This is a genomic window from Mesorhizobium sp. WSM4828 (genome assembly GCF_055811175.1).
In genome coordinates this window covers 103145-120395 of sequence record NZ_JBVVQK010000005.1, presented here as the reverse complement: position 1 = coordinate 120395, position 17251 = coordinate 103145, and the positions used below count along the sequence as shown (strand labels likewise).

Here is a 17251-nt window from a genome sequence, read left to right as displayed (position 1 = left end):
CCCGAATTTGCTCATGGTTGGATGCCAGCGCTATACAGGGTTGTAGGGGGACACGCGGCGAATGGGCGCTGTCGGAAATCGGCACTTCTTCAAGCAGGCGTGGCGGACGGCTTTCGTAGCAGCTCTGCTCTGCCTGGTCACGACCTTGCTTCGCGCGGAGCCGGCGAGCCTCAAGGGCGTGGCGCTGATCGTCGGCCAGTCGAAATACCAGCACATAGCGGCTCTTCCCAACCCCGCCAACGACGCCCGCGACATTGCCAAGATGCTGACCGATCTCGGCTTCGACGCGCGCAGCGTCACCGACCGCGACGCGGCAAAGCTGAAGCGCGACCTCGAGCGTTTCGCCGAGGATGCCGAAGATGCCGACGTCGCCTTGATCTACTATTCCGGCCACGGCATCGAGGCCGGCGGCGAAAACTATCTGGTGCCGGTCGACGCCGACGTTTCTTCATTGAAGGACGCCGATCAGGCCCTGGTGCCGATCTCCGCCGTCATGGACGAATTGAAGACGACCGTGCCGGTAACGATCATGCTGCTCGACGCCTGCCGCACCAACCCGTTCCCGGCGGACGCGGTGCTGCGCCGGGCGCCCACCGCCTCGGCCTCGCCGATCGGCGCCGGCGGGCTGGAGCCGGTGCGCGGCGCCAGGGCACTGGCGGACGTGACCGCGAGCGAAAATCTGGGAACGGTGATCGGCTTTGCCGCCGAGCCGGGGCGGCCGGCACTCGACGGCACCGTCGGCGAAAACAGCCCCTACGCAGCGGCACTTCTGCGCCACCTCGCGGCAATGAAGGGCACCGAGTTCGGCTCGGTCATGCGCATGGTGACCGAGGAGGTCTATCTCGACACCAAGGCAAAGCAGCGGCCATGGGTCAATGAAAGCCTGCGCCGGCTGCTCTATTTCGGCGTAGCACCGCAGGAGCCGACCGGCGACGACGGGCTGATCACCGGCGAGCGGCGGCAATTGCTGCTGACGATCGCCGAGTTGCCGAACCCCAAGCGGGTACAGGTCGAACTGGCCTCGCTGCAGGACGGCGTGCCGCTCGACGCGCTTTATGGCGTGCTGAAGGCACTCGGCACCGAAAAGATGCCGGAGGACCCCACCGACCTGCAAAAGCTGCTCGATGCTCAGGCCGAGCGCCTGAAGAAGATGATCTCCGAGCGCAACGCGCTGCGCACCGACGACCCCGAGATCAGCCGCCTCGTCGCCTCGGCCGACAAGGCGATCGGCCAGGGCGCTATCGTCACTGCGCGCAACTTCCTCGACCAGGCGGTGGGCCGGGTCGAGCAGGCCAGCGGCGTGGTGGACCAGGCCGAGGATCTGGTCAGGCAGAAGCGTCTTGCCGACGCGGCGATCTATGCCAGGCGCGCCGACGCTTCGGCGCTGGTCTTCGACTATCTGTCGGCCGCCAACGATTACGGCAAGGCCTTTTCGCTGGTCGAGAAATGGGACGACAGGCTGCGCTGGAACTACAAGAACCAGGAGGCGGAAGCGCTGAATGCCCACGGCAACGCCACCGGCGACAGGCAGGCGCTGCAGCGCGCCATCGATGCCTACCGCGTCATCCTGAACTTCATCCCTAATGGCGAGCAGAACCGCGACTGGGCGATCACCCGCAACAACATGGCGGTGGTGCTGCAGACGATCGGCGAGCGCGAGCGCCAAATCGACCGGCTGGAAGAGGCCGCGAAAATCTTTCGCGATTCGCTTGCCGTGTTCGAGCGCGAGAAGGACGATATCAACTGGGCGGCGGCCCAGAACAACCTGGCCAATGTGCTGCTGAAGATCGGCGAACGCGAGAGCGACCCGAAACGCCTGAACGAGGCGGTGATGGCGATGCGCGCCACGCTGGAGAAGCGGCCGCGCGACAAAGTCCCGCTGGACTGGGCGGCCTCGCAAAGCAACCTTGGTCTTGCGCTTTACGCGCTTTCGGAACGCGAACCGGACGGCGAGCGCCTGACGGAGGCCGAGGCCGCCTACCGGCTGGCGCTTGAAGAATACACGCGCGAAAAAGCTCCCGTTCAGTGGGCGATGGTTCAGAACAATCTCGGCAACACACTGGTGTCGCTCGGCGCGCAGCGCAACGACAAGGCGAAGATCGACGAGGCAGCCGACGCCTTCCGCGCCGCGCTCGAAATCCGCACCCGCGACACCTTCCCGCTCTCCTGGGCGAGCAGCCGTCTCAATCTGGGTAACGCGCTGAGCAGTGCTGCCCGTTTCGATCTCGGCACCGGCCTGCTCGAAGAGGCGGCCGCCGCCTATGGCGACGCGCTGACCATATTCACACGCCAGCGTTTTCCGACGGATTGGGCTTCAGCGGAGAACAATCTCGGCTCGATCTATCAGACGCTCGGCCAGCGCACGCGCGATCCTGCCAGGCTTGAGCAATCGGCCGCCGCATACCGGGCGGCACGACGCGTCTATAGCAAAAAAGAGTTTCCGCTCGACTGGGCGATGACCCACTACAATCTCGGCAACACGCTGCAACTGCTCGGCGGTGTGACCGACAAGCCGGAGCATTACGAGGAGGCGATCGAGGCCTATCGCGATGCACTGCGCGAATACAAGCGCGAGACGACGCCGCGGCAATGGGCACTGGCGCAGGCCGGCCTCGGCTCGGCGCTGCAATGGCTGAGCATGAGCGAGGCCGATCCCGGCAAACTGGCCGCTTCGATCGCCGCGCGCCGGGCGGCGCTGGAGGTGCTGACCGTCGAGACCTCGCCCGTCGATTGGGCGAACGCGCAGAACGGCATCGGCATGAGCCTGATCAATCTCGGCAATCTCGAACGCACCGGCAAATATCTGGATGAGGCCGAAGCCGCCTTCGAGGCGACACTCAAGGTCTTCACCCGCGAAAGCCAGCCGATGCAATGGGCCTTCGAGCAGAACAATCTCGGCGACGTCCACTGGAACCGCGGCAGCTATGGCGGCGGCAATGCCGAATTCCAAAGGGCGATCGAATTCTTCGAGAACGCCAAGCAGGGCTTTACCGAAGCCGGCTACACACTCCCCATCCCGCTGACCGACCGCAAGATCGATCTGGTCAAGAAGCAGATAGCGAAGGAATAGGCGTTTCGGCCGCAGGTTGCACTCGGCTTGTCTTTCAGGCGGCTTTGACGTCCCTATATGCCGGTCACCGGGGACCTGCCTGCCGGTCACCCGAAAAGGATGTCTGATGCTTCGATTTGTGCTGGCGCTGCTGTTGCTTGCCGTTTCCGCCACAGCCCATGCGACGGAAGCCGGCTGGGCGCTGCTGCGCGACGGCGGGCATGTGGTCCTGCTTCGCCATGCCATGGTCACCGGCACCACCGATGCAGCCAATTTCGACCTCGGCAAATGCGCCACCCAGGTCAATCTCTCGGAGCGCGGCAAGCAACAGGCGCGCAAGATCGGCGCGCTGTTTGGCGCCCGCGCGGCACCGGTCGAGCGCGTGCTGTCCAGCCGCTATTGCCGCTGCCTCGAGACCGCCCGCATCGCTTTCGAAAGCGAGCCGGAGCCGTTCGCACCGCTTGACCTGCTGAAGACCGATGAAAAGGAGAAGGCCGCCCAGATCGCCGCGATCCTGGCCGAGATCCGCGGCTATTCCGGCTCCGACAATCTGGTCATGGTCACGCATCTCGAAAACATCAAGGAATTGACCGGCATCTCGCCGCGCGAAGGCGAGGCCGTGGTCGTCGAGCCGCAGGGCGACGGCCTGCGCGTGCTCGGCCGCGTTACGTTTTGAGGGGTCGGTCGCTCCCCACGTCGAGCGAGACAGCTGTTGCCGAAATGCCACTGCCACGAGAAGTCATGGTTGGATTCCGATCTCATCTTGCTCTGCCTGGGCAGCCAGCCCATCTGCGCGCGGCGTATCAGGCCTTTTCCTGCCCGGAAAAACCGATTAGACAGCGCCAAACACATGCGGACAGATTCCGCCCGCAATCGAAGGAAAAGCCCTTGTCCACCACGTTCGACAAAGTTGCCAAGATCATCGCCGACACCAGCGAGATCGATATCGAGACGATCACGCCCGAAAGCCACACCATCGACGATCTCGGCATCGACAGCCTCGACTTCCTCGACATCGTCTTTGCCATCGACAAGGAATTCGGCATCAAGGTGCCGCTGGAAAAGTGGACGCAGGAGGTCAATGACGGCAAGGCTTCGACCGACGACTATTTCGTCATGAAGAACCTGTGCGCCAAGATCGACGCGCTCGTCGCCGCCAAGAACGCCACGTGAACACAGCGCCTGACGCGCCCGACCCACAACAGCCGCCCATGAACCCCCACGACGTCGTCATATCAGGCATCGGCCTTGTCTCGTCGCTGGGCGAGGGTCCGGATGCGCATTGGCAAAAACTCGTCCAGCCGCGCCTTGAACCGGTTCTGGAGGCCTCGCGCTTCTCACCCTATACGGTCCACCCGCTGCCGGAGATCGACTGGAACCTGCAGATCGCCAAGCGTGGCGACCAGCGGCAGATGGAGACCTGGCAGAGGCTCGGCACCTATGCGGCCGGCCTTGCGCTCGACGATGCCGGCATCAAGGGCAATGACGAACTCTGCGCGACCATGGACATGGTGGTGGCCGCCGGCGGCGGCGAGCGCGACGAAGCGGTCGACGCGGCCATTCTCGCGGCATCGGAAAGCCGCAATGACCGCGACGTGCTGCTCAACGAGAAGCTGACCACCGAATTGCGCCCGACGCTGTTTCTGGCGCAGCTTTCCAACCTGCTCGCCGGCAACATCTCGATCGTCCACAAGGTGACCGGCTCCTCTCGCACCTTCATGGGCGAGGAAGGTGCGGGCGTTGCCGCAGTCGAGACGGCGGCCGCGCGCATCCGCTCCGGCCAGTCGACGCATATATTGGTCGGCGGCGCTTTCCAGACCGAACATTCCGACATGCTGCTCGGATATGAACTGGCCGGCTACCTGCATCGTGGTCCGTGGCGGCCGCTCTGGCAAAGGCAAGGTGCCGAAGGCGGCGGTGTGGTGACCGGATCCGGCGGCGCGTTTCTCGTCCTGGAGCAACGCGAGCATGCGGAAAGCCGTGGCCGCAAGATCTATGCGGAACTCGGCCCGGTCCTGTCCGGCCGTGCCAGGCGCCGGCGGGGCGAACTCGACGGTGAGATCGCCATGCTGCTGAAGCAAGCCGCATTGCCGCACGGTGAACTGCTGGCGATCTCCGGCGCTTCGGGCGCCCATGCCGCGACCGCCGCCGAGAAATCGGCACTCGACGCCAATCCGGCGATCGCCGCACGCGGCTTTTCGACGCTGACCGGCCACATGAAGGAAGCGCAGTTCCCCTTTGCCGTTGCGCTGGCGGCCCTGGCTGTCGACCGCAAGGCCGCCTACCCTGTCTTCGACGCCACAGTCGAAAAACCGTTTGCTGGCGTCCCGAAGACCATCCTTGCAACGGCGATCGGCTATCACCAATTCGAGGGCATGGCGCTGATCAAAGCCGCCTAGAGCATCGGACCGAAAAGTGTGACGCGGTTTTCGGGCGATCCGATGCTCCAAGAGAAACAGGTTTTTGGACAACAAATGGCCAATCTGAACGACCACATGGGCAGGCCGATCGTCGCCGTCACCGGCATCGGTGTGGTGACGTCGCTCGGTGTCGGCAAGGCCGACAATTGGGCTGCACTGACATCAGGCAAATCCGGCATCCATCCGATCACCCGCTTCCCGGTCGATCATCTCAACACCCGCATCTCCGGCATGGTCGATTTCCTGCCGTCGAGTTCCAAGGGCGCCAGTCTCCTCACCTATGAGCTCGCCGAAACCGCCGCCCAGGAAGCGATGTCGGAGGCGGGCCTCGATGCCGGCGATTTCGGCGGACCGCTTTTCCTCGCTTCGCCGCCGGTCGAGCTCGACTGGAGCGAGCGCTTTTCGCTCTACAATTCCGACACGCACGACACCGGTGCTGAGAGGCTGCTGCGGGTGGCGCGCGGCCTCAGGGAACTCGACATCTTCGAGACCACCCAGTTCGGCTCGATCGCCGACCGGCTTGCCGACCGTTTCGGCACACGCGGCCTGCCGATCACGCTGTCGACCGCCTGCGCTTCGGGCGCCACGGCGATCCAGCTTGGCGTCGAGGCGATCCGCCGCGGCGAATGCGACAGGGCGCTTTCGATCGGCGCCGACGGGTCGGCGACCGCCGAGGCGCTGATCCGCTTCTCGCTTCTGTCCGCGCTCTCCACGCATAACGACATCCCGGAAAAGGCCTCAAAACCCTTCTCCAAGGACCGCGACGGCTTCGTGCTCGCCGAAGGCTCGGGCGCCCTCGTGCTGGAATCGCTGCAGGCAGCACTTGCCCGCGGCGCGACCGTTCTCGGCATATTGCGCGGCTGCGGCGAAAAGGCCGACGACTTCCATCGCACCCGTTCCAAGCCGGACGGTTCGCCGGCGATCGCGGCGGTGCGCGCCGCCCTTGCCGATGCCGGCCTGAGCGAGGACGGGATCGATTATGTCAACGCCCATGGCACCTCGACGCCCGAAAACGACAAGATGGAGCATTTGTCGCTGTCGACGGTATTCGGCGAGCGGATCTCGTCAATGCCGGTCTCGTCGAACAAGTCGATGATCGGCCATACCCTATCGGCTGCCGGTGCCGTCGAGGCTGCATTTTCGCTGATGACGATGCGTGAAAGCGTCATTCCGCCGACCATTAACTACGACAATCCCGACCCGGCAATCGTCCTCGATGTGGTGCCGAACACCAAGCGCAACGCCGAGGTCGGCACCGTCCTATCGAACTCCTTCGGCTTCGGCGGCCAGAACACCTGCCTTGTCATGGCGCGGGAACCGGTCTAAGCGACCGTTCCGCTCTAGCACTGTTGTCGTGCGCATGGTCCTTTCCGAAAACGGTTCTCGGTCCTGCGCAACCTGGGATCTGGCATGCGCGCTTTGCAACTTATCGAGGATCGCCGGCTTGAAACGGTGGACCTGCCGCCACCGCCGTCGCCTTCGCTCGGCGAGGTGACGCTGCGCATCAAGGCCGTGGCGCTGAACCATATCGATGTCTGGGGCTGGCGCGGCATGGCCTTCGCCAAGCGCAAGCTGCCGCTGGTCGTCGGCGCCGAGGCCTCGGGCGAGGTCGAGGCGGTCGGCCCCGGCGTTTCCAGCCTCCTGCCCGGGCAATTGGTGTCGATCTATGGCGCCCGCACCTGCGGTCTTTGCCGCGCCTGCCGCGAAGGCCGCGACAATCTCTGCGAGCATGTTTCGGGCGTGCACGGCTTCCATCTCGACGGTTTTGCGCAGGAAAAGATCAACCTGCCGGCGCGCCTGCTCGTCGCTGCCCCGCCAGGCGTGAGCGAGATCGGCGCGGCGGTGGCGCCTGTCACCTTCGGCACGGTCGAGCACATGCTGTTCGACAATGCCCGGCTGCAGCCCGGCGAGACGATACTGGTCCATGCCGGCGGCTCCGGCATCGGCTCCGCCGCGATTCAGCTGGCCAAGAAGATGGGCTGCACGGTTATCACCACCGTCGGCTCGAACGACAAGATCGACAAGGCCAAGACGCTCGGCGCCGACCACGTCATCAATTACCGCGACGACCGCTTCGAAGGCGTCGTGCGCAAGCTGACCAAGAAGAAGGGCGTCGACGTGGTGTTCGAGCATGTCGGGACCGACACCTTTGCCGCCTCGATGCTGTGCCTCAAACGCGGCGGCCGGCTGGTCACCTGCGGCTCGACCTCCGGCGTGTCGACACAGATCAATTTGATGCAGTTGTTCCAGCAGCAGCTGAAGCTGCTCGGCTCGTTCGGCTGCCGCATGGAAAACATGGCCGACGCCATGCAGAAGATGGCGTCGGGCCTGGTCGCGCCTGTGATCGACACCGAGGTCGGCTTCGACGGCATCGATGCGGCGCTGAAGCGCATGGAAGGCCGCGACGTCTTCGGCAAGATCATCCTGCGCGTCGGCTGAAATGATCGGCAACGCCTTCAGGAAGATCCGCAGGGACGTGGGATTCCGCTATGGCAGGCGGCTTCGCCAGTTCAACTACTGGCTGGTCGCGCGCGTCGCGATGATCATCATCTCCGCGCTGCGCCTGCTGCCGCCCGACCGGGCGCTCAATTTCGCCGACCGCGCTGCCCGCCGCATCGGCCCTTGGGTAGCGCGCCATCAGGTTGCTGTCGACAATCTGCGCCAGGCCTATCCGGAAAAGAGCGATGCCGAGATCGAGGCGATCGCTTCCGACATGTGGGGCAACATGGCCCGCCTGGCCGCCGAATATATCTTTCTCGATGCTCTGTTCGACTACGATCCCACTGCGACGAAGCCGGGCCGTGTCGAGGTCAAGGGCGTGGAGCATTTCGTGCGCATCGCCGGCGAGGACAAGCCGCATATCGTCTTCACCGGGCATCTCGGCAATTTCGAGCTGCTGCCGGTGGCTGCGGCGACCTTCGGCATGAACATCACGGCGCTGTTTCGCCCGCCCAACAACCCTTACCTCGCCGACTACATCCTCTCGACCCGCCGCTCGAGCATGGGATCGCTGCTGCCGTCTTCGACCGGTGCATCGTTCGCGCTTGCGGCCATCCTCGAGAAAGGCGGCAATATCGGCGTGCTGGTCGACCAGAAATTCACCGGCGGGCTCGAGACGACATTCTTCGGCCGCCCCTGCGAGAGCAACCGGGTTCTCGGCACCCTGGCGCGGCACTACGATTGCGATGTCTACCCGGCGCGCTGCGTGCGCCTGCCGAACAACCGTTTCCGGCTTGAGATCGAGGACAAGCTCACCTTGCCGCGCACCGCCGGCGGCAGTGTCGACGTCCGCGCCACCACCCAGCTTCTCAACGACGTGGTCGAGCGCTGGGTGCGAGAAGACCCCGGCCAGTGGATGTGGTTCCACAAGCGCTGGGAGATCAGCGGCCGCAAAAAGCGTCGGCCGGCGACAATGCGCGACAAAGCCGCCTGAGCGCACCATCTTTTTGGGTACAAGCCCTATTTTGTTCTTGCTTTGTGCCGGCAGCTATGCTACTAATTTCGGTATGGTGCTATTTGGCCCCGACGAACCCGCCGCTCCGGCGGGTTTTTTATTGCGGGCCGAGGAGCAGGCCCTAATTCGTCACGAGGATCCGCGTATTGCCGAAGCCGGCTTTGCGCACCATCGAATAGAACGCGGCAGCGTTGCTGGGGTGGAGGCGCACGCAGCCATGCGATGCCGGGCGCCCCAATTGCCGGATCGCGCCGGTGCCGTGGATGGCATAGCCGCCGCGGAAGAACACCGAATAGGGCATCGGCGACATGTCGTATTTGCGCGAATACCACATCCGGGCCGTCCGCTGTGGGCGATAGGTGCCGCGCGGCGTGATGTAGCCTTTGCGGGCGGTGGAAACGCTCCACCGGTAATACGAAAGCCCGTATCTTACCGTCATCGTCTGTGATGAAATATCGATGTTCGCGACCAGGCTGGCCGCCCGGCTCTCGAACGACGAACCGAACAGCATCGCCATCAATGCCGCTGCCATGAGAACAGTGTTTTTCATGCAATCAAACCCCTTTGATGCCCCTTGCCTGCCTGCCGTCACGCTGTTCTCCAGCGTTTTGATGGCAAGCCAGCGAGCTAACACCTACTCCCTGACGATTTCACCAATCCAAAGCAGCGAATTTGAACGATTTCCCGCAATAGTTGCCGTAACGACACGCAATCGCCCGGCAATTTGCCATCGGGCTTGCAAAACCGCCTCATCCGCTGCTCAATCCGCCGAATGACCGAACCGAACGAACGGCTCCTCAAGGCACTCGATGACCGAGCCGATGATCTGGTTGCGCTGACCGCGGATCTGATCCGCTTTCCGACCATCAATCCGCCCGGCGAAGCCTATCGGCCGTGTGCCGAATATATCGGCGCGCGGCTGAAGAAGCGTGGTTTTGAGATCGAATTCATCCGTGCCGAAGGGACGCCCGGCGACACTGACCGTTATCCGCGCGTCAACGTCGTCGCCCGTTTCGATGGCCGGGCGCCGGGTGCTTGCGTGCACTTCAATTCGCATATCGACGTGGTCGAGCCCGGCGACGGCTGGAGCCTCGATCCGTTCGCCGGCATCGTCAGGGATGGCAAGGTCTATGGCCGCGGTGCTTGCGACATGAAAGGGGGCTTGGCCTCCTCGATCATCGCCGCTGAGGCCTTCATGGAGGTCTTTCCCGATTTTCCCGGCGCCATCGAGATTTCGGGCACGGTCGACGAGGAGTCCGGCGGCTTTGGCGGCGTCGCCCATCTGGCCAAGCTCGGCTATTTCTCCAGGCCGAAGGTCGACCACGTCATCATTCCCGAGCCGCTCAACAAGGACCGCATCTGCCTTGGCCATCGCGGCGTCTGGTGGGCGGAGATCGAGACCAAGGGCGAGATCGCGCACGGCTCGATGCCGTTCCTCGGCGACAATGCGGTACGCCATATGGGCGCCGTGCTGCGGGCCTTCGAGGACGAATTGTTTCCGGCGCTCGACCGCAAGATGACGCGCATGCCGGTCGTGCCCGAAGGCGCAAAACGCTCGACCATAAACATCAACTCGATCCATGGCGGCCAGACGGAGGATTTCCGGCCCGGCCTGCCCTCGCCCAATGTGCCCGATTCCTGCCGGCTGACCATCGACCGCCGCTTTCTGCTCGAAGAGGAGCTCGCTACGGTCAAGAGCGAGGTGACCGATATCCTGGAACGGCTGAAGCGCGAGCGCAAAAAGTTCGACTACGAAATCCGCGATCTGATGGAGGTGCTGCCGCTGATGACCGAGCGCGATGCGCCGGTGGTTAAGGCTGTCGCGCAAGGCATCATGGAGATATTCGACCGCGAGCCGGATTACGTGATTTCGCCCGGCACCTACGACCAGAAGCACATCGCCCGTATCGGCCACATCTATGACTGCATCGCCTACGGCCCAGGCATTCTCGACCTCGCCCACCGGCCCGACGAATGGGTCGGCATTGCCGACATGCTGGACTCGGCAAAGGTGATGGCGATCGGCCTCGACGTTCTGCTGAGGGGCGCCGGCCCGCGATGATCCGGCCGTGGGCGGAAAAACATTCCTCCCGGCGTCGGCGGACGGTACGAAACGCAATTTACTCGGCGGCGAATTCACGCTTCTATCCGCCCGGGTTTGAGCACGTGTTTTAGATAGGGGAGTTGCACGATGAAATTGTGGAAAACCATCCTGGCCGCTGCGGCGCTGGTGTTGGCCGCCGGAACCTCGGCGATGGCCGCGCGCACCGACCTGGTCATCGGCATTACGCTCGAACCCCCGCATCTCGACCCGACCGCGGGTGCCGCCGCGGCGATCGACGAGGTGCTCTATGCCAATGTCTTCGAGGGCCTGACCCGCATCGGCCCGAACGGCGAAGTGCTGCCCGATCTCGCCGAAAGCTGGAGCATTTCCGACGACGGCAAGGTCTACATCTTCAAGCTGCATGCCGGCGTGAAATTCCATGACGGCAGCGACTTCAACGCCGACGACGTGAAATTCTCGCTCGACCGTGCCCGCGCCGACAATTCGGTCAACGCGCAGAAGGGCCTGTTCGCCGCCATCGACAAGGTCGAGGTCGTCGATCCCACGACGGTGACGGTGACGCTGAAGAACCCGCAAGGCTCGTTCCTCTACAATATGGGCTGGGGCGACGCGGTGATCGTGGCGCCTGAGACAGCCGACACCAACAAGGAAAAGCCTGTTGGTACCGGCCCGTTCAAGTTCCAGAGCTGGGCCAAGGGCTCATCGATCACGCTGGTCAAGTCGGACAATTACTGGGGCGCCCCGGTATTTCTCGACAAGGCCGAGTTCCGCATCATCCCGGATGCTGCCGCCGCCGTTCCGGCGCTGCTTTCCGGCGACGTCCAGGCCTTTCCGTTCTTCGACCCCGACAGCGTCGCCCAGGTCAAGGACGACCCGCGCTTCAAGGTGGTGATCGGCTCGACCGAGGGTGAAACCATCCTGTCGATCAACAACAAGAAGCCGCCCTTCGACAAGCTGCAGGTCAGGCAGGCGATTTCCTTTGCGCTCGATCGCAAGGCGATCATCGACGGCGCCTCGGCCGGCCTTGGCGTGCCGATCGGCTCGCACATGTCGCCCGCCAGCAAGGCCTATGTCGACCTCACCGGCCTCTATCCGCACAATGTGGAGAAGGCCAAAGAATTGCTGAAGGAAGCCGGCCTGGAGAATGGCTTCAAGGCGACGCTCAAGCTGCCGCCGCCCTCCTATGCGCGGCTTGGCGGCGAGATTATCGCCTCCGAGCTTCGCGAAGTCGGCATCGATCTCGAGATCATACCGGTCGAATGGGCGCAGTGGCTTGATCAGGTCTTCACCAAGAAGGATTACGACCTGACCATCGTTTCCCATACCGAGCCCAACGACATCGATATCTATTCGCGTAAGGACTATTACTTCAACTACGACAATCCGGCCTTCGACAAGATCATCGACGAGCTGAACCTTACCTCCGACGAGGCCAAGCGCATGACGCTGCTCGGCGAGGCGCAGAAGGTCCTGGCAGATGACGCCGTGGTCGGCTTCCTTTACGAGCTGCCGAAGGTCGGCGTCTGGGACGCCAAACTGCAGGGCCTGTGGGAAAACGCCCCGATCCAGGCCAACGACCTGACCAAGGTGAAGTGGACGGATTGAGCCGCTGCCAGAAGGGGCGAAAGTTGCACTCCGTCACACCCCCCTCTGTCCTGCCGGACATCTCCCCCTCTAGGGGGGAGATTGAGCCCTCACCGCCGCTTTCGCCAACCACTGGCGTTGCAAGGACAGTGCCGGCGTGGAAACTGCCAATCTCCCCCATTGAGGGGGAGATGTCCGACAGGACAGAGGGGGGTGGGCAGGAACGCAAGCTTCGCCCGGTTTTTGCATCCGGCAACACAGCGGTTCCTCAACGTCCATGACCGCCTATCTCCTCAAGCGCCTCACCATCGCCGTCGTCACGCTGGTTCTGGCCTCCATGGTGGTCTTTGCCGTGCTGGAGATCATTCCCGGCGACCCGGCGCGGCTGATGCTTGGCCTGAACGCCAGCGCCGACCAGATCGAATTGCTGCGCGACCAGATGGGACTCAACGCTCCCGTCGTGCTGCGCTATCTGCATTGGGCCGGCGGCTTGCTGAGCCTCGATTTCGGCCGTTCCTACACCTATTCGGTGCCGGTCATCGATCTGGTCCGTGAGCGCCTCGTCGTCTCGCTGCCGCTGGCGCTGATGGCGCTGGCGCTGTCCACCGTCATTGCCATTCCGGTCGGACTGTTTTCCGCCAGCCGGCGCGGCCGCGCCGGCGACACGATCGCGATGGGTGCCGCCCAGCTTGGCGTCGCCGTGCCCAATTTCTGGTTTGCGCTGATGCTGATCTATCTCTTTGCCGTCTGGCTGCGGCTGGTGCCTGGCGGCGGCTTTCCCGGCTGGAGCGCCGGCGTGTGGCCGGCACTGAAATCGCTGCTTTTACCGGCGGTCGCCCTCGCTCTGCCGCAGGCGGCGATCCTCGCCCGGGTCACCCGCTCGGCGCTGATCGAAGTGCTGAACGAGGACTACATCCGAACCGCCCGCGCCAAGGGCCTGCCCTATCGCCTTGTCTTGTGGCGGCATGCACTGCGCAACGCCATGATCCCGGTGGTCACCATTCTAGGCCTGCAATTCGCTTTCCTGCTTGCCGGCACCATCATCATCGAGAACGTCTTCTATTTGCCCGGCCTCGGCCGGCTAGTGTTCCAGGCAATCAACCAGCGTGACCTGATCGTGGTCGAGAGCGTCGTCATGCTGCTGGTTGCCGCCGTCATCGTCGTCAATTTCATTGTCGATCTCTCCTATGCGGTGGTCGATCCGCGCCTGAGAGGCCGGCAATGACGCTGCACATCGACATCCCCGACGAGAACCTTGCCGGCATCCTGGCCAAGGCGTTTCGAAACCGTTCGTTCCTCGCCGGCTTCGTCGTCACCACACTGGTGGCTGCGGTCGCGATCATCTCCTTCTTGTGGACACCTTACGACGTCACCAGGCTGGTCATTTCCGACAAGACCCAGGCGCCATCGCTGGCGCACTGGTTCGGCACCGACCATTTCGGTCGCGACATCCTGTCGATGATCATGGTCGGCGCCCGCAACTCGATTGCCGTGGCGTTGGTGGCGGTCGGCATCGGCATGGGCGTCGGCGTGCCGCTCGGCGCCTTTGCCGCGGCGCGCGGCGGCTTCGTCGACGACTTGCTGATGCGGCTGAACGACCTGGTCTTTGCCTTTCCGGCGCTGCTTTCGGCAATCATGATCACCGCCATCTTCGGGCCGGGCGCGTTCAACGCCATCATTGCCATCGGCATCTTCAACATCCCGGTGTTCGCGCGCGTCGCCCGGGCCGGCGCCCTGGCGATCTGGCCGCGCGAATTCATCCTCGCCGCCCGCGCCGCCGGCAAGAGCAGGACGCTGATCAGCATCGAACATGTGCTGCCCAACATCGCCACGCTGCTGCTGGTGCAAGGCACCATCCAGTTCGCGCTGGGCATACTGGCCGAAGCCGGGCTTTCCTATGTCGGGCTGGGCACGCAGCCACCGATGCCGAGTTGGGGCCGCATGCTGTTCGACGCCCAGACCCGCATGGTGGTGGCGCCGTGGATGGCGATCTTTCCGGGCATGGCGATCGTCGTCACCGTGCTTGGCCTGAATTTGCTTGGCGACGGAATTGCCGACATTCTCGACCCGAAATCGCGGCGGCAGCGATGAGCCTGCTCGAAATCGAGAATCTGTCGCTGGCCATCGGCGACACCGCTATCCTCAGAGACATCGAGCTTTCCGTCGCGCCGGGCGAAGTGATGGGGCTGGTTGGCGAATCCGGCTCCGGCAAATCGATGACGGCGCTCACGGTGATGCAGCTTCTGCCCTGGGCGGCGCACGCCAGCGGACGCATCACCTTCGACGGCATCGACATCCTTGCCGCCAGCGAGGACCAGATGTGCGCACTGCGCGGCGACGATATCGGCATGGTGTTCCAGGAACCGATGACGGCGCTCAATCCGGTCAAGACCATCGGCGAGCAGGTCGCCGAGGGTATTCGCTGGCACACCGGGGCGAGCCGCGCCGACGCCGAGGAACGGGCGCGAAAGATGCTCGACCGGGTCGGCTTGCCGGCAGCACAATTCCCGCTGACGCGTTATCCGCACGAACTCTCCGGCGGCCAGCGCCAACGCGTCGTCATTGCCATCGCCTGTGCGCTGAAACCCAAGCTGCTGATTGCCGACGAGCCGACGACGGCGCTCGACGTGGTGCTGCAGGCACAGATTCTCGACCTGCTGCGAGATCTCGTAGCGGAAAATCGCATGGGTCTTCTGCTCATCTCGCACGACCTCGCAGTGGTGACCGAGATGGCGGACCGCATCACCATCCTGCGCCATGGCGAGGTAATGGAGGCCGGCGATACGGCGCGCATCCTGTCCGAACAGCTTCATCCCTACACGCGACAGCTGGCGCAGGCCTCGATGCATGTGCCCGCGCGGGCCCGCACGCATGAGGTCGGCCAAGGCAAGCCTCTTCTTCAGGTAGACAGCGTGACGCGCGACTATCCGGCACGGCGCATATCGCTGCTCAAGCGGGGGGCTCCCATCCACGCCGTCGACGATGTCTCCTTCGCGATGGCGCCCGGCCAGTCGGTGGCGCTGGTCGGCCGCTCCGGTTGCGGTAAATCGACGCTCGCCCGCATGGTCCTGGCGCTGGACAAGCCGACGGCCGGTACGATCCGCTTCCGTGGCGACACCCTCACCGGCAAGAGCGAGGCGGAGCTGAAGCCGGCGCGGCGCGACATGCAGGTCGTGTTCCAGGACCCGTATGGTTCGTTCGACCCACGCCAGAAGGTCGAGAGGTTGGTGGCCGAGCCGCTGCATGTGCTGGAGAAGAAGCCGGCGCCCGCGGCGCGGCGCGAGATGGTGGCGCATGCGCTGCACGAGGTCGGCCTCTCACCAGGCGACATGGACAAATACCCGCACGAGTTTTCGGGCGGCCAGCGCCAGCGCCTGTCGATCGCCCGCGCCATCATCACCCGGCCGAAGCTGGTCGTCGCCGACGAGCCGGTGTCGGCACTCGACGTCTCGATCCGCGCCCAGATCCTCGATTTGTTCGCCGAGCTCAACCAGAAGCTCGGCATCGCCTATCTGTTCATCACCCATGATCTGACCGTCGCCCGCGCCATCACCGACGAAGTGATGGTCATGCATGACGGCAAGATCGTCGAGCGCGGCAGGACAAGCGAAGTGCTCGACCACCCGCAATCCGAAGCCGCCAAGGCGCTGGTCGCCGCCGCTCCCGATTTGCATCGGGCAATTGCGAAACGGCTGCAGGAACAGGGGTGAGCAGCGACCCGTTAGACTAGTCTTACGACTTCACCACATCGGCCGGGCTGATGTCGAGCAGGTCGAGCGTGCGGCGCAGCAGCTGCATCTCGCTCCCGGCGAGTTGCGAATCGGCCTTGGCGATCTCGGCCATGTGACGGGCGAGCAGCTTGCGCCGCTCGACGTCGAGGTCGCGAAACTGGGCGACGGCCTGCGAGCCGTTGGTCTCGTAGCCGAAATCGTTGAGGTATTCGATGACGCTGTCGATGCTGGTTTCGGGAATGCCGAAGGCGTCCCGGCAGATACGCCTGAAGGCGGTCATTTCGCTTTCGCTGACCGACCCATCGGCCAGGATCATGCGGAACAGCATCAGCAGCTCCGCCGACAGCACCGGATCGTCCGCCACCTTGCGCACGCCGGGATCGCCGTCGAAAATCGAGCGTATCTGGTCCAGCAATCCCATCGCCGTCAGCCCTTCCGATTCGTCGGGAAGGTAGCGCGGAATCGGCTTGGCGCAAACGGGGTGCGAATGGTGGAACCCGCCATATTTTCTCGCCGGAAACTGCCGGCCAATCTGGCAAGCCCGCTGCGTGGGCTCATTGGTGTGTGACCGCGCGACTGATACTATGCCGCTGTACGAATCATGTTGAGGAGGGACCGAACATGAATCTCAGTGCGCCTACCCAGCTTATTTTCATCATATCCCTTGTCATCGCCATCATCGGCGTTCTCGCCGCGCTTGGCGTTCTTGCTTTCATCCCTTTGAATGCCGCGTGGATTGTCGTCATCGCCTACATCGTGCTGGCCGCCGGCTGCCTTATGCGCGGCGCTTAAAAAACACGTCCAGACAATTCAGAATCTCAGGCAACTCGGAGCGGGCCGCCCCAACCCCCGCGGGGGGGGTTTTTGGGGGGAGGGGGGTTTTTATAATAGGGAGGGGGGGACACCACCAACCCCCCCCCCACCCCCCCCCCCCCCCCCCCCCCCCCC

General features: G+C 63.9%; 15 protein-coding genes. 13 read left to right on the top strand and 2 right to left on the bottom strand.

All coding sequences use genetic code 11. The features are described from left to right. The first annotated feature begins 61 nt into the window (after positions 1–61). The 7 genes from AC0L2X_RS08250 (at position 62) to AC0L2X_RS08220 (ending at position 8902) form a co-directional block, all read left to right on the top strand. Positions 62–3070, top strand: coding sequence for a caspase family protein (locus tag AC0L2X_RS08250; RefSeq protein WP_473556670.1), 3009 nt, complete (start codon positions 62–64; stop codon positions 3068–3070). A gap of 106 nt (positions 3071–3176) precedes the next feature. Continuing rightward, on the top strand, positions 3177–3725 hold the full coding sequence (locus AC0L2X_RS08245; protein WP_352470325.1) for a histidine phosphatase family protein: 549 nt from the start codon (positions 3177–3179) through the stop codon (positions 3723–3725). A 212-nt stretch (positions 3726–3937) separates the two neighbouring features. Then, entirely contained in the window at positions 3938–4222 is a 285-nt protein-coding gene (locus tag AC0L2X_RS08240) for an acyl carrier protein (protein ID WP_023719977.1), read from the top strand. A 38-nt stretch (positions 4223–4260) separates the two neighbouring features. Further along, positions 4261–5448, top strand: coding sequence for a beta-ketoacyl-ACP synthase (locus AC0L2X_RS08235; protein WP_473556672.1), 1188 nt, complete (start codon positions 4261–4263; stop codon positions 5446–5448). Positions 5449–5523: 75 nt separating this feature from the next. Then, positions 5524–6795 (top strand): beta-ketoacyl-ACP synthase, encoded by a 1272-nt coding sequence (locus tag AC0L2X_RS08230; protein ID WP_352490681.1) that lies wholly within the window; start codon positions 5524–5526, stop codon positions 6793–6795. An 84-nt stretch (positions 6796–6879) separates the two neighbouring features. Then, positions 6880–7908, top strand: coding sequence for a zinc-binding dehydrogenase (locus AC0L2X_RS08225; protein ID WP_473556674.1), 1029 nt, complete (start codon positions 6880–6882; stop codon positions 7906–7908). A gap of 1 nt (position 7909) precedes the next feature. Beyond that, positions 7910–8902 carry a lipid A biosynthesis lauroyl acyltransferase gene (locus tag AC0L2X_RS08220; protein ID WP_473556676.1) on the top strand — a complete coding sequence of 331 codons (993 nt, stop codon included), beginning with the start codon at positions 7910–7912 and terminating at the stop codon, positions 8900–8902. A 142-nt stretch (positions 8903–9044) separates the two neighbouring features. Here the strand turns inward: AC0L2X_RS08220 and AC0L2X_RS08215 are convergent, their stop codons facing one another. Continuing rightward, a complete protein-coding gene (locus tag AC0L2X_RS08215) occupies positions 9045–9473 on the bottom strand; it encodes a L,D-transpeptidase (RefSeq protein ID WP_473556814.1) in 429 nt (142 codons plus the stop codon). Positions 9474–9695: 222 nt separating this feature from the next. On the opposite strand from AC0L2X_RS08215, the gene AC0L2X_RS08210 reads away from it, so the two are divergent. From AC0L2X_RS08210 to AC0L2X_RS08190, 5 genes are all read left to right on the top strand, one after another. Next, the gene (locus AC0L2X_RS08210; RefSeq protein WP_473599561.1) at positions 9696–10985 is read left to right on the top strand and encodes an acetylornithine deacetylase/succinyl-diaminopimelate desuccinylase family protein; all 1290 of its coding nucleotides are present in this window, start codon (positions 9696–9698) and stop codon (positions 10983–10985) included. A gap of 129 nt (positions 10986–11114) precedes the next feature. Continuing rightward, complete coding sequence (locus AC0L2X_RS08205) at positions 11115–12593, top strand: ABC transporter substrate-binding protein (protein WP_473556681.1); 1479 nt, start codon at positions 11115–11117, stop codon at positions 12591–12593. 256 nt (positions 12594–12849) lie between these two features. Beyond that, positions 12850–13797: an ABC transporter permease gene (locus AC0L2X_RS08200; protein WP_473556684.1), complete on the top strand. Its 948-nt coding sequence runs from the start codon at positions 12850–12852 to the stop codon at positions 13795–13797. Beyond that, positions 13794–14663: an ABC transporter permease gene (locus AC0L2X_RS08195; RefSeq protein WP_473556686.1), complete on the top strand. Its 870-nt coding sequence runs from the start codon at positions 13794–13796 to the stop codon at positions 14661–14663. The genes AC0L2X_RS08200 and AC0L2X_RS08195 overlap by 4 nt, the downstream gene beginning before the upstream one ends. Beyond that, complete coding sequence (locus tag AC0L2X_RS08190) at positions 14660–16282, top strand: ABC transporter ATP-binding protein (protein ID WP_473556689.1); 1623 nt, start codon at positions 14660–14662, stop codon at positions 16280–16282. The genes AC0L2X_RS08195 and AC0L2X_RS08190 overlap by 4 nt, the downstream gene beginning before the upstream one ends. 22 nt (positions 16283–16304) lie before the next feature. Here the strand turns inward: AC0L2X_RS08190 and AC0L2X_RS08185 are convergent, their stop codons facing one another. Beyond that, the gene (locus AC0L2X_RS08185) at positions 16305–16724 is read right to left on the bottom strand and encodes a TerB family tellurite resistance protein (protein ID WP_473556691.1); all 420 of its coding nucleotides are present in this window, start codon (positions 16722–16724) and stop codon (positions 16305–16307) included. Between the two features lie 200 nt (positions 16725–16924). On the opposite strand from AC0L2X_RS08185, the gene AC0L2X_RS08180 reads away from it, so the two are divergent. After that, entirely contained in the window at positions 16925–17095 is a 171-nt protein-coding gene (locus AC0L2X_RS08180) for a hypothetical protein (protein ID WP_023676480.1), read from the top strand. Positions 17096–17251: the final 156 nt, after the last annotated feature.